The sequence below is a fragment of the Streptomyces sp. NPDC004284 genome (assembly GCF_042874035.1).
GTDB lineage: Bacteria > Actinomycetota > Actinomycetes > Streptomycetales > Streptomycetaceae > Streptomyces.
Map to the genome: position 1 here is coordinate 890737 of NZ_JBIAMJ010000002.1, position 12835 is coordinate 903571.

General features: G+C 73.9%; 11 protein-coding genes. 5 read left to right on the top strand and 6 right to left on the bottom strand.

Going from position 1 to position 12835, the window contains the following annotated elements; translation table 11 throughout:
* Positions 1-58: 58 nt before the first annotated feature.
* Positions 59-982 (bottom strand): NADP-dependent oxidoreductase, encoded by a 924-nt coding sequence (locus tag ACFYUS_RS09125; protein ID WP_388847512.1) that lies wholly within the window; start codon positions 980-982, stop codon positions 59-61.
* Between the two features lie 126 nt (positions 983-1108).
* Between ACFYUS_RS09125 and ACFYUS_RS09130 the strand changes: the two genes are divergently transcribed.
* Entirely contained in the window at positions 1109-2119 is a 1011-nt protein-coding gene (locus ACFYUS_RS09130; protein WP_388847514.1) for a GlxA family transcriptional regulator, read from the top strand.
* On the opposite strand, the gene ACFYUS_RS09135 is transcribed toward ACFYUS_RS09130, so the two are convergent.
* Together ACFYUS_RS09135 and ACFYUS_RS09140 are read right to left on the bottom strand one after the other, a co-directional pair.
* Complete coding sequence (locus ACFYUS_RS09135) at positions 2109-2681, bottom strand: antibiotic biosynthesis monooxygenase (protein WP_388847516.1); 573 nt, start codon at positions 2679-2681, stop codon at positions 2109-2111. The two genes, ACFYUS_RS09130 and ACFYUS_RS09135, sit on opposite strands and share 11 nt — an antisense overlap.
* 48 nt (positions 2682-2729) lie before the next feature.
* Positions 2730-2981, bottom strand: a complete 252-nt coding sequence (locus tag ACFYUS_RS09140) for an EF-hand domain-containing protein (protein ID WP_388847518.1) — start codon at positions 2979-2981, stop codon at positions 2730-2732.
* Positions 2982-3204: 223 nt separating this feature from the next.
* Between ACFYUS_RS09140 and ACFYUS_RS09145 the strand changes: the two genes are divergently transcribed.
* Together ACFYUS_RS09145 and ACFYUS_RS09150 are read left to right on the top strand one after the other, a co-directional pair.
* Positions 3205-3645 (top strand): Lrp/AsnC family transcriptional regulator, encoded by a 441-nt coding sequence (locus tag ACFYUS_RS09145; protein ID WP_388847780.1) that lies wholly within the window; start codon positions 3205-3207, stop codon positions 3643-3645.
* A 63-nt stretch (positions 3646-3708) separates the two neighbouring features.
* Entirely contained in the window at positions 3709-6657 is a 2949-nt protein-coding gene (locus ACFYUS_RS09150; RefSeq protein WP_388847520.1) for an aminotransferase, read from the top strand.
* Here the strand turns inward: ACFYUS_RS09150 and ACFYUS_RS09155 are convergent.
* From ACFYUS_RS09155 to ACFYUS_RS09165, 3 genes are read right to left on the bottom strand one after another with little or no spacing between them, the layout of a single operon-like run.
* Positions 6641-7510: a hypothetical protein gene (locus ACFYUS_RS09155; protein ID WP_388847522.1), complete on the bottom strand. Its 870-nt coding sequence runs from the start codon at positions 7508-7510 to the stop codon at positions 6641-6643. The two genes, ACFYUS_RS09150 and ACFYUS_RS09155, sit on opposite strands and share 17 nt — an antisense overlap.
* Positions 7507-9345 carry a GMC family oxidoreductase gene (locus tag ACFYUS_RS09160; RefSeq protein WP_388847524.1) on the bottom strand — a complete coding sequence of 613 codons (1839 nt, stop codon included), beginning with the start codon at positions 9343-9345 and terminating at the stop codon, positions 7507-7509. The genes ACFYUS_RS09155 and ACFYUS_RS09160 overlap by 4 nt, the downstream gene beginning before the upstream one ends.
* Positions 9342-9716 carry a hypothetical protein gene (locus ACFYUS_RS09165; RefSeq protein ID WP_388847526.1) on the bottom strand — a complete coding sequence of 125 codons (375 nt, stop codon included), beginning with the start codon at positions 9714-9716 and terminating at the stop codon, positions 9342-9344. Before ACFYUS_RS09165 ends, ACFYUS_RS09160 begins: the two co-directional genes overlap by 4 nt.
* Before the next feature lie 316 nt (positions 9717-10032).
* Here ACFYUS_RS09165 and ACFYUS_RS09170 point away from each other — a divergent pair, with 316 nt between their 5' ends.
* Both ACFYUS_RS09170 and ACFYUS_RS09175 read left to right on the top strand, forming a co-directional pair.
* Complete coding sequence (locus ACFYUS_RS09170; RefSeq protein ID WP_388847528.1) at positions 10033-11277, top strand: MFS transporter; 1245 nt, start codon at positions 10033-10035, stop codon at positions 11275-11277.
* A 195-nt stretch (positions 11278-11472) separates the two neighbouring features.
* On the top strand, positions 11473-12813 hold the full coding sequence (locus ACFYUS_RS09175) for an MFS transporter (RefSeq protein ID WP_388847530.1): 1341 nt from the start codon (positions 11473-11475) through the stop codon (positions 12811-12813).
* The last annotated feature ends 22 nt before the right edge of the window (positions 12814-12835 follow it).

The following is a 12835-nucleotide window of genomic DNA, read 5'->3' on the forward strand; positions in this document are numbered from 1 at the left end:
GCCGGTCCCCTCGCCGCACGACGGCGACCCGCCCCCGGCGGCCGGTCGGGACGGGGCGTCAGACGACCGACAGGACGATCTTGCCGGCGGTGCGTCCCAGCTCACCGAGCTCGTGGGCCTTCGCGGCCTCCGAGAGCGGCAGGACGGTGTCGACGACCGGGCGGAGCGCGCCGCCGTCCACGAGGGCGGTGATCTCGCGCAGACCGAGGTGGTCGGGCTCGACCATGACCCAGGCGGCACGCAGGCCCTCGGGCGCGGCGGGCACGTCGTCCGGGCCGGGAAGGGTGATGAGCCGGCCTCCGGTCCGCAGCACCTTCAGGGAACGCTCGGCCGTCTCGCCGCCGATGCCGTCGAGGACGACGTCGACGTCGGAGACGACGTCCTCGAACGGGGCCTCGCGGTAGTCGACCACCTCGTCCGCGCCGAGCTCCCGGAGCAGCCCGTGCTTGGCGGCGCTCGCGGTGCCGATGACGTACGCGCCGCGCGCCTTGGCGATCTGGACGGCGAAGTGGCCCACGCCACCGGCCGCGGCGTGCACGAGCACCCGCTCGCCGGGCCGTACGTCCGCCGCGTCGACCAGCGCCTGCCAGGCGGTCAGCGCGGCGAGCGGCAGAGCCGCGGCCTCCACGTGGGTGAGGGACGCCGGCTTCGGCGCGAGGTGGCGGGCCGGCGCCACGACGTACTCCGCGTACCCGCCGGCCTGCCGGGGGAACAGCGGCATCCCGAAGACCTCGTCGCCCGGGCGGAAGATCCCGACACCCGGCCCCACCGCCTCGACCGTGCCGGAGACGTCCCAGCCGACGGCCGGCAGCGGGCCCCATGCGATGAGGCCGCCGCTCGCGCGGGTCTTCCAGTCCACCGGGTTCACGCCGGCGGCGTGCACCCGCACCAGCACCTCGTTCAGTCCCGGCTCCGGGCGCTCCACCTCGCGCTCGACGAGCTTCTCCGGACCGCCCCACTGCTCCACGACCACCGCGCGCATGCTCTCCGCCTCGTTCCTTCTCGGTCGGCTTCCGCCGGAACCCCTCCGGCGGCGACGCGTTCACGATCCCGTCTCCGGCCCCCTCCCGGTGTTGGCCGCCTGGCCACTATGTGACAGGATCTGGCCATGGACGAGACGACACCGGACGAGGCGGCCCCCCGCGTGCACCGCGTCGCGGTCCTCGCGCTGCCCGGAGTGCCGCCCTTCGAGCTCGGCATCCCCTCCCGCGTCTTCGGCAGCGTCCAGGACGAGCGGGGCCGCCCCCTGTACGAGGTCACCGTCTGCACCGCCGACGGCGCCCCCGTCCCCAGCGACGCGGGTTTCGTCGTGCAGCCGGCGGCGGGCCCGGAGGAGCTCGCCGCGGCCGACACCGTCGTCCTCCCGCCGACGCACGCCATGCCGGAGCTGGGGCGCGGCGGCCCGCTGCCGCCCGAGGTCGCCGAGGCCATCGCCGGGATCCGGCCCGGCACCCGTCTGGTGTCCATCTGCTCCGGGTCGTACGTGCTCGCCGCCGCGGGTCTGCTCGACGGGCGGCCGGCCACCACCCACTGGAACCTGGCACCGGAGTTCCGGCAGGCGTATCCCGAGGTCAAGGTCGACGAGGACGTGCTCTTCGTCGACGACGGCGACGTCCTCACCTCGGCCGGGGGAGCCGCCGGGGTCGACCTGTGCCTGCACATGGTCCGCCGCGACCACGGTGCCGCGGCCGCCAACCGGGCGGCCCGCCTGTGCGTCGTACCGCCGTGGCGGGACGGCGGGCAGGCCCAGTTCATCGACCGGCCCGTGCCCGAGCCGACCCTCGCCAGCACGACCGCGACCCGCGCGTGGGCCCTCGAACACCTCGGGGAGCCGCTCACCCTCGGCCGGCTCGCCGAGCACGCCCGGATGAGCCTGCGGTCGTTCACCCGGCGGTTCCGGGACGAGGTCGGGATGACGCCCGTGCAGTGGCTCACGGCGCAGCGCCTGGAACTGGCCAAGCAGCTCCTGGAGACCACCGCCCTCCCCATCGACCTCGTGGCGCACCGGGCGGGCATCGGCTCCGGCAACTCCCTGCGCGCGCACATGCGGACGGCCTACGGCGTCTCGCCCGCCGCCTACCGGCGCGCCTTCGGCGCCTCCGACACGCCTACGGGGTGAGCCAGCCGCGCAGGAGACGGCTCACGGCCGGCATCGCCACGTACGTCATCAGCACGTTGAAGACGCAGGCCACGACCGCGCTGCTGAGCAGGAGGGGCAGCGCCGTCAGGCGGGGCACGAGGAACAGGCTGCCGAGCACGGAGATCGGGTAGATCGCCAGGGTCGCGCTGATCGCCATCTTCCACCGGGGCGGAGCGGGACGCGTCGAACCCGGCTTCGCGAACCAGGTCTCCATGCCGGTCAGTTCGCGGCGCGCGATCTCGGTGTGGTGGTGCCCCTCGCAGTCGGCGAACCAGGCCGCCCGTTCGGGCGACTCCTGCCAGGTCCGGCAGGCCTCCGCGTCCCGGAACCGGTGCACGAGGAACCAGGGCGCGTCGCCGCCGGAGGAGCGGAAGAGGCCGTACCCCAGATGGCCGGGGAACGCGGCCGCGCTGTCGAGGATGCCCTTCGCCCACACCTCGAAGGCGGCTTCGTGGCCAGGTTCCGCCCGGCGGGCTATCAGGAGGGTCACCTCGCCGGTGTCGGCGGGGACGGTGGCGTGCTCAAGGCCGGCCGTGGTCACACATGCTCCTCGTGATCACGCCGCGCCCGCGCACACTCTACGCGTGGTTCACCAGCCGAAGCGGCGGTCGGCCACCGCGGCGAACTCCTCGAAGCTCAGGACGCGGTCGCCGTTCTGGTCGGCCTCGTCGAAGAGGGCCGCGGAGTCGTCGACGTCCCCGACGCCCCAGAAGGGGATCACCCCCTGGGCCGCCAGCGTGGGCCCCTTCTCCCGCAGCGCCCGGATGACCTCGGTCCGGGTCAGCGTGCCGTCCTGATCGAGGTCGAGCGCGTCGAAGAGGAGGCGGGCCTTGTCGCTCATCACGTGTCCTGTCCGGTGGGGCCGGGCGCGGGTACGGCCGGCACATCGTGTGGGGGAGGACGCGTCGGCCGTTCCCCGGGTTGCCTCCCGGCCGGTGTGCCGCGCCGCACACCCCCTTCACGCTCGATTCTGTCGTAGTGGCGATGGAATCGAGCGTCTTATCCTGTTCCCGTGCATGGAACGGTTGTACAGTCGATTCATCGGCAAGCCGGAAAGGGCAGTCATGGACGAGATCGACCGGGCCATCCTGCGGGAGCTCCAGACCGACGGGCGCATCCCCTACGCGGAGCTGGGGCCCAAGGTGGGGCTGTCGCCCTCGGCGGCCCGGCAGCGCCTGCAGAGGCTGATCGACACCAAGGCGGTCCAGATCGTGGGCGTCACCGACCCCGTGGCCATGGGCAGCCAGGCGATGGCGCTCCTCGGCGTCCGGGTCGACGGCGACTCCCGGGCGGTGGCCGACGAGCTGTCGCGCCATCGGGAGGTCGTCTACACCGTCCTCACCGCCGGCACCTTCGACCTGTTCGTCGAGGTCGTCTGCCGTCGCCCGTCCGACCTCCTCGACTTCGTCAACGACGTCGTGCGCCCGGTCGAGGGCGTCACCGCCGTCGAGAACTTCCCCTACTTCGGGATCCACACCCACCGGTTCCTCTGGGACGTCGGCTGACGGCCCCGGTCCCCCCGCACGTTCCGCAGGCGCCGCACCTCACCGACAAGGACCAGACCAGCCATGCCCTCTCCCCAGTCATCCGGCGTCGACTTCTTCGCCCGCGAGGCACTGCCGGCCCCGCGGGTGACGGAGGCCGAGGCGCGGCGCATCGCCGCCGAGGTCTTCGGGCTCGCCGCGCACGCCGATGCGCTGGGCAGTCAGCAGGACACCAACTTCCTGCTGCGCGGACCGGACGGGACGCCCGCCGCCGTACTCAAGATCGCCAACCCGGCGTTCGGCACGACCGAGATCGAGGCCCAGGACGCCGCCGCCGACCTCGTCGCCGCGGCCCACCCCACCCTGCGCGTGGCGACCGTCCTGCGCGACTCCGACGGCGCGCGACAGGCCGCCACGGTCGACACCGCCGAAGGACCGCTCACCGCGCGACTGCTGCGCCACCTGCCCGGCGGGACCCTCTCCGGCCCCCGCCACCTCTCGCCGCGCACGGTGTCGGCGATGGGGGCCGCGGCCGGCCGGGTGAGCACCACGCTCCGCGACTTCCGGCACCCCGGACTCGACCGCGTCCTCCAGTGGGACATACGGCACGCGGACCGGGTCGTGGACCTCCTGCTCCGCCACGTGCCGGACCCCGCCCACCGCGCCGCCGTCGAGGCCGCCACCGCCGAAGCCTGGGCCGTCGTGCGCGAGACCGGCGACGGACTGCCCCGCCAGGCAGTGCACCTGGACCTCACCGACGACAACCTGGTCCGCTCGCCGGACGGCCCGCTCCCCGTACCCGACGGGATCATCGACTTCGGCGACCTGACGCACACCTGGGCCGTCTCCGAGCTCGCGGTGACGCTGTCGTCCGTGCTGCACCACAGCGGCGCCGAACCCCACCACCTCCTCCCCGCCGTCCGGGCCTTCCACGACATCCGCCCCCTGTCCGCCGAGGAGACCGAGGCGCTCTGGCCGCTCGTCGTGCTGCGTGCCGCCACCCTCGTCGTCAGCGGCCGCCAGCAGGCCGCCGTCGACCAGGACAACGCCTACGTGAACGCGGCACTGGACCGGGAACGGCGGATCTTCGAGCAGGCCACCGCGGTGCCCACGGCCGTGATGACCGGCCTGATCGCCGACGCGCTCGGAGCGCCCCGGCGCCCGGCCCCCTCCCTCCCGGTCCTCGCACCGCTCGTGGCGGACCTCGCCGAGGCCGGTACGACCCTCCTCGACCTCTCCGCCGAGTCCGACGCGCTGGACCACGGCAACTGGCTGGAGCCCGGCACGGAGGACCGGCTGGCGGCCGAACTGCTCGACCGCGGCGCCGGCGCCGTGACCACCGCCTACGCGCAGCCGCGCCTGAGCGCCGCCACCGTGCTGTCGGCCACCTCGCCGGCGACGGTCCCCACCGGCATCGACCTCTGGCTCGGCGGGCCCTCGGAGCTCCGGGCCCCGCACGACGGCGAGATCGTCCACGCCGCACCCGGCCGGGCCACCCTCACCTGCGGTTCCCGGCTCCTCGACCTGTCGTGGGACGGCGCCGACGCCCCGTACCCGCCCGCCGGCACCCCGCTGCGCGCCGGCGACCGGCTGGCCGCCCTGCCCTCCCGCACCCGTCTGCGCCTGACCCTCCGGCACCGGCACGGTCCCGACGTCCCCGCCCTGGTCAGGCCCGAGTACGCCGCGGGCTGGCTGGCGCTCACCACCGACCCCGCGCCCCTCGTCGGCGCGCCGGCCGCCGACGGCCGGCCGCAGGAGGACCTGCTCGCCCGGCGCGACGCCTCGTTCGCCACGGTGCAGGAGCACTACTACGGCAACCCGCCCCGGATCGAGCGCGGTTGGCGCCACCACATGGCCTCCACCGACGGCCGCGCCTACCTCGACATGGTCAACAACGTCACCCCGCTGGGCCACGCGCACCCCCGCGTCGAGCAGGCCGTGGCACGGCAGTTGCGCCGGCTGAACACCAACTCCCGGTTCCACTACGCGGCGGTCGTCGAGTTCTCCGAGAGGCTGGCCGCCCTGCTGCCCGAGCCGCTCGACACGGTGTTCCTCGTCAACTCCGGTTCGGAGGCGGTCGATCTGGCCGTCCGGCTGGCCATCGGAGCCACCGGCCGCCACGACGTCGTCGCCCTGCGCGAGGCGTACCACGGCTGGACGTACGCCTCGGACGCCGTGTCCACCTCGATCGCCGACAACCCCAACGCCCTCGCCAGCCGCCCCGACTGGGTCCACACCGTGGACTCGCCCCATCCCTACCGGGGGCGCCACCGCGGCGAGGACGCGAAGGCCTACGCGACCGAAGCCGTCCGGGCCGTCGAGGACCTCGCGGCGGCGGGACGGGCGCCGGGCGCGTTCATCAGCGAGTCCTTCTACGGCAACGCCGGCGCCGTCGCGCTGCCCGACCGGTACCTCGCCCAGGTGTACGCGGCGGTGCGGCGCCACGGCGGACTGGCCATCGCGGACGAGATCCAGGTCGGATACGGCCGCCTCGGCTCCTGGTTCTGGGGATTCGAGCAGCAGGGCGTGATCCCCGACATCGTCACCGTGGCCAAGGCGATGGGCAACGGTCACCCGCTCGGCGCGGTGATCACCTCACGGGCGGTGGCCGAGCGGTACCGCGACCAGGGGTACTTCTTCTCCTCCACCGGCGGCAGCCCCGTCTCCAGCGTCGCCGGCCTCACCGTCCTCGACGCCCTCCGGGACGAGGACCTCCAGGGCAACGCGGTGCGCGTCGGCGGCCACCTCAAGGCCCGCCTCGAGGAACTCGCGGAACGCCACGCGCTCATCGGGGCCGTCCACGGAGCCGGCCTCTACCTCGGCGTCGAGCTCGTACGCGACCGCGTCACCCTCGAACCCGCCCCCGAGGAGACCGCGGAGCTCTGCGACCGCATGCTGGACCTGGGGGTCGTCGTCCAGCCGACGGGGGACCACCAGAACGTCCTGAAGATCAAGCCGCCGCTGTGCATCGACCGCGAGGCCGCCGACTTCTTCGCCGACACCCTCGACCGCGCCCTCACCGAACTCCGTTGACCCTCCTCGGGTAGTACGGGCGGTTGTGGGCGGCCACCGGCGCCGACTGAAAGGTCCAGGCGCCGGTGGCCGGCGTGCCGTCCGGCAGGAGGGCGCGGAGGTCACGGCCCAGGTCGCCGTCCGGGGCGCGCACCGCGAGGAGCGTGCGCCCGGAGTGCTCGGGGGAGGCCAGGTCGTACCAGTCGTAGGGCTGGTGGACGTTCATCGGCCCGGCGAGCAGCCGCCCCTCGCGGTCGGTCCCGTAACCGGTGATCGGGGCGGATTCGGCAGCGACGGAGGTCAGGCCGTCCAGCCTCGCCGTGAGGTCGAGCAGCGGGGCCGGACCCCTCTCCAGGCCGTCGTCCGGTCCGACCTCGGCCGCCTTGCACCGTACGGTCCACGTGTCGCCCCCGGGCCCGTTGAGGGACGGCAGGTCGACCTCGAACCAGCCCGGGTACTTGGGCTCCGCGTAGAGCTCGCGCCCGGCCCTGATCGCGAACGGGTTGTCGCACACGACGTGGAGCCGGGCGATGCCGAGCAGCTTCGTCTGGTCCCAGCCCCGCGCGTACTCGGCGTAGGTCAGCCGCGGCAGGCGGTCCGCCTCGGCCGTCGGGAAGGCGATGACGTTGAACTCGATCTCCTGGGTGACGCCGCCGCCGAACGCGTACTGCGCGAAGTACAGCTGGTAGTTGAGGGAGACCAGCGCACGTCCGTCGTCGAACGTCGCCGCCGTCAGATCCGGATGGTGCTTGGCCAGCAGCTCGCGGACCGGGTCCGGATCGACCAGCCAGTCGACACCGATCTGGTGCAAGGCCCCGTAATGGAAGGGGAGTCGGAAGGGCTCGGGCACGGGAGGCAGCGGAAGCGGGCTCATGCGGGGGCTCCTGGGGCGGTCGGGTCGAGGGTGAGGGGGCGGTCGCGGGCCGTCAGGTCCGCCTCGATGCGCTCGGCGCTGCGCAGGGCCAGCGCGGCCATCGTCAGCGTCGGGTTGGACGTGGCCACCGAGGGCATGCTGCCGCAGCCGACCGCGTACAGGCCCGGGTGGTCCCAGCAGCGCTGCCAGGAGTCCACCACCGAGGTGGCGGGCGAGTCGCCCATGATGTGGGTGCCGGCGGCATGACCGGCCCCGCGGTAGCCGTACGTACGCCCGCGGTGCTCGAAGCGGCCCGGCCAGGCCGCCGGCGGCGCGTAGTCCGTGTGGTCCTCGGCGCCGAGCAGCGCGAAGACCTGCTCCGAGACGGCCCGGGCCGCGACCATGCCCTCCTTGACGTGCTCGTCCAGGTCGTAGGTGACCAGGGGCCGGGGGAGGCCCAGCGCGTCCCGCTCGGTGGGGTGGAGGGTGACCCGGTTCGCGGGGTCGGCGCCCTGCTCCATCTCGAACTGGAGGGCGAACTGGCGGCGGACCCGGTCCCCGACCGCCTCCCTCAACTCCTTGCCGAAGAGTCCCCGTTCACCGAGGAAGTGCTCCACGTCCGTCTCGACCGGACCCTTCGCCCAGATCCAGCCCCACGTCCCGAACTCGACGCGGAACGGCGCCCGCAGCCGACGCCCCGGACCGGCGCGGAAGCCCTCGAAACCGGAGACGGAGCCGGGACCCCGGTACGCCCCGGCACGCTCGCCCTCGGGCAGCAGCCCCCAGGTCAGCAGCACCGGATGGTCCATCAGATTGCGGCCGACCTGACCACTGCCGTCCGCGAGCCCCGACAGGAGCAGCAACCGGGCGTTCTCCACCGCGTGCGCGGCGAGCACGACGACATCGGCGTGCGCCACGGACACCTCGCCGTCGTACGAGCGGTACTCCACGCCCGTGGCGCGCCCCCGCCCGTCGACGAGGACACGGCTCACCACGGACCGGTCCCGGAGCGCGACCGAGGCGCTCCACCGCCCCTGGGTCTTCAGCGGGGTGTACTTCGCGTACGACGGGCAGTACGGGATGCAGCTCGCGTTGCCCACGCACCGGCTGTCCGGATCCGGCCGCCCGTCCCGCCCGCGCGGAACGTGGCCGCGGCCGCCGTCGTAGCGGGGATCGGGAACGCCGTTGCGCGCGTGCGGGGTGCCGACCACCCTCAGCTCCACCTCCCGCAGCGCCACGGGGTCCTTGACGCGCCTGCCGTCGAGACGGGCCGCGAGGAGGCGGTCCAGCCGGGCGGCGGGCAGCGGCCGCATCGGGAAGACGTAGTCGTCGGGGAAGCGCAGGCCGAGGTGCGCGCGCTGTTCGTCGGCGTCGGCGGCCACGCCCAACTCCTCCTCGGCCGCCCGGTAGTGGGGTTCGAGCGCGTCATAGGTGAGCGGCCAGCTCCGCCCGTACCCGAAGGACTCGGTGTCGAAGTCCTCCGGCAGCATGCGGGGCGCGAGGCCGGTCCAGACGTTGCCGGTGCCGCCGTTGGCGCGGACGTACCCGCTGGCGTACGGGAGCGGGCCGTCCTGCAGCAGATGGCCGGCCGCCCGGAAGCCGGAGGGCCCGTCCGTGCCGACGAGGTCCGACATCTCCGGGGCGGGGGCCGCCGGGCGGGGCCGGTACGGCGACCCCGGCAGCCTCCCGGCGGCCGTCAGGTACGCGGTGAGCGGGTCGGCGGCCGGTCCGCGGCCGCCGGGGTCCGCCGCACCCGCCTCCAGGACGAGCACGCGCCGGCCGTGCCGCCCGAGCCGGTGCGCGACGAGGGAGCCGGCGACACCCGCACCCACCACGATCACGTCGTACCGCGTCACGGCGTGCTCCCCTCGGCCCAGCTCCCGTACCCGCCGGGAGCGGCGGCGGGGGCCGTCAGACCGGCCGCCTTCCACACCAGGGCCTCGGCGTAGGCACGCGGCGAGACCAGCCTCGGCGGCGAGCCCGGCCAGCTGCCCGTGTACCAGAGGTACGCGACCGCCCGGGCCCCCTCCGTCGACTCGTCGTCGGACAGCGGGAGTTCGCACATCTCCCCGAGTTCCCGCAGCAGCCGCCCGTACCGCTTCGAGCCGAGCTCCCGCTCCGCCACCGTCCGGTACGCCTCGATGAGCCCGGTGGCCACCAGGTCCCCCGCGTCGAAGCCCGTCAGTCGCGCCGACAGGGCCGTGAATCGCTGTGTCTCGTCCGTCATGGGCACGCGGGCATCGGTGCCCCGCCGCTTGCCGGGCCATGCCCCGCGCCCCGGGAACGGCTTGATCGTGACGGCGGGCGCTCCCTCACACGGATGGCGCCGGACGCCCCTTCGTTCGAGGGTCGATGGAGTGCTCGCTCGGGAGTGGACCACCTGCTCATGGAGCGGTCATGTGGCGACTTCGCGCCATCATGCGCCCGCGCCGCACGAGAACGGCTCCGACGCCACCGCGTTCACTACTCTCGGCATCCATGAATGCCAGTCCGATCACCGGCAGTAGTCGGCGTGTGGTGCCGAGGGCGAGCCGGCGACCCCGATGAGACAACTCTGGAGGCAGACGCGCTCCTTCCCGCCGACCGTGCGGCTGCTCATGGTCAACCAGTTCGCGATCAATCTCGGCTTCAACATGCTGATGCCGTACCTCGCCTCCCACCTGGCGGGCGGTCTCGGCCTCGCCGCGTGGGCCGTGGGCCTGGTCCTCGGCCTGCGCCACTTCTCCCAGCAGGGCATGTACCTCATCGGCGGCACGATCGCCGACCGGGTGGGATACAAGGCACCCATCCTGGCGGGCTGTCTCCTGCGGACCGTGGGCTTCGGGATGCTGGGCTGGGTGGAGAGCCTCCCCGCGCTGATCCTCGCCTCCCTCGCCACGGGCTTCGCCAGCGCCCTGTTCAACCCCGCCGTCCGCGCCTACCTGGCCGCCGAGGCGGGGGAGCGGCGCGTCGACGCCTTCGCCGTCTTCAACGTGTACTACCAGGCCGGGATGCTCCTCGGACCGGTCGCCGGGCTCGGCCTGCTGGCCGTCGACTTCCGCCTGGTGTGCGCCGTGGCGGCCGGTGTCTTCGCCGGCCTCTCGGTCCTCCAGTGGCGTTCCCTGCCCGCCCGGCGCGGCCCGGAGACCGGCACCGCGCCGGGCGGGGTCGCCGCGCAATGGCGGGAGGTGGCCGCCAACCGGCCCTTCGTCCTGTTCGCCGTGGCCATGGCCGGCTCCTCCGTCCTGGCCTTCCAGACCTACATGGCGCTTCCGCTCGTCGCCGCCGAGACGCTCGGCACCGACGGCCCCCTCGTGACCGGTGGACTCTTCGTCGTGTCCTCGGCCGTGGCCGTCGTGGGGCAGCTGCGCCTGACCGCCTGGGTGAGACACCGGTGGAGCGTCCGGCAGGCACTGGTACGGGGCCTCTCGCTCATGGGGCTGGCGTTCGTCCCGCTCGCGCTGTTCCCCCAGGGGGCCGTCGCGGTCAGGAGCGGATGCCTGGCCGCTGCGGCGGTGCTCCTGGCGGCCGGATCGGCCGTGGTCTACCCGTTCGAGATGGACATGGTGGTGGCGATGGCCCGGGGCCGTTTCGTCGCCACGCACTACGGGCTCTACAGCACCGTCTCGGGCCTGGGCATCACCGGCGGCAACTTCGCCGTCGGCGCCCTGTGGGACGCCGCGCGGCACGAGGAGTTCCTGATGTGGGGGATGCTGACCTTCCTCGGCCTGGCCTGCGCCGCCTCGGTCGCGGCACTGGCCCGTGTGGGCCACCTGGCCGTACGGCCGCCGGAGACCGCACCGGTCTGACGCCCCGGGCCGGGCCCGCCGCCCCGCCCGTGAATGGCCTGTTCGCGCAGGGTGGGCGGGGTGTCGGATCCCCTGCTCCCGGAGATACTGCCGGGAGGATGTCACACCGACGCGGGAGGTTCGCCGTTGCGGGAGACGTATGACACGGAGGGCGGCCCGGACGCATCGCGGGGCAGCCGGATCCGATGGCAGGTCGTGACACTGCTGTTCGCGGCCGTGGTGATCAACTACATCGACCGGTCGAGCCTGTCGGTCGCCCTTCCGGCCGTCTCGGACGACCTCGGCCTCGACGACGGCGTGTCGGGCCTCGTCCTCGGAGCCTTCTTCTGGACGTACGCCGCCTTCCAGATACCGACCGGGCGCCTGGTCGACCGGCTGGGCGCACGCAGGGTCCTGGCCGTCGCCGCCGTGAGCTGGTCGCTGGCCACCGCGCTCACCGGCCTGGCGGCCACCGGCGCCTGGCTGCTCGGGTTCCGGCTGCTCCTCGGCGTCGCGCAGGCGGCCCTCTTCCCCGCGGCGACCAGTTGCGTGGAGCGCTGGTTCCCCCGGGACGAACGGGCGCTGGCGAGCGGGGTCTACGACAGCGGGGCCCGGGTGGGCACCCTGCTCGCCATCCCCGTGTTCTCCGCGCTGATCGCCGGCCTGGGCTGGCGGGTGGCCTTCGCCGCGGTGGGACTCGCCGGTGCGGTCTGGGCGGCGGTGTGGTGGCGCATGTTCCGCGACGAACCGGCCCGCCACCCGGGCGTGTCCGCGGCGGAACTGCGCCGGATCGACCGGCCCGACCCGGCGGGGGACACCACGGCGCCGCCCGCCGCGGCGAACCCGGGATGGAGCACGCTGTTACGCAGCCGGACGGTCTGGGGCACGGTCGTCGCCGTCGTCGCCCAGTCGTACGTCATCTACTTCTTCATCACGTGGTTCCCCTCGTACCTCATCGACGCCCGGGGATTCACCCTGCTCAAGTTCGGCCTCCTCGGGACGGTTCCCGCGCTGGCGGCCGTCGCGGGGAACTGGCTCGGCGGATGGGCGTCGGACGCCCTGGTGCGCCGCGGCAGGACGGTCACCTTCGCCCGGAAGAGCTGCGGCGCGGGGGGCCTGCTGGTCTCGGCCTCGGTGGGGGCGGCGGCGGTCGTCCCCGGGGCCGGTGCGGCCCTCGCCCTGTTGTCGCTCTCCTTCGCCGGGGTGTCGTTCGCGACGTCCGTGCTGCTGACGATCCCCGCGGACATCGCACCGCCCGGATCCTCGGTGTCGGGCACGCTCCAGAGCATCCAGAACACCTTCTCGGGCGTCGCCGGCATCGCCTCCCCCCTGGTGATCGGCTTCCTGAAGGGGGCGACGGGATCGTTCGTCCCGGGACTGCTGTCGGCCGCGCTGATGGCCGTGCTCGGCTGTCTCGCCCTGCTGTTCGTGGTGGACCGCGTCGATCAGGACGTACTGCGCGAGGGCGCGAGGCGTTCTTGCGAGCCGCGCCGGACACGGTCACGCTGGGTTTCCGGGGCGGAAGGACGGCCGCCGGGCGAAGTCCGGCGGCCCTGAGCAGGGTGGAACGAAGGAGAGA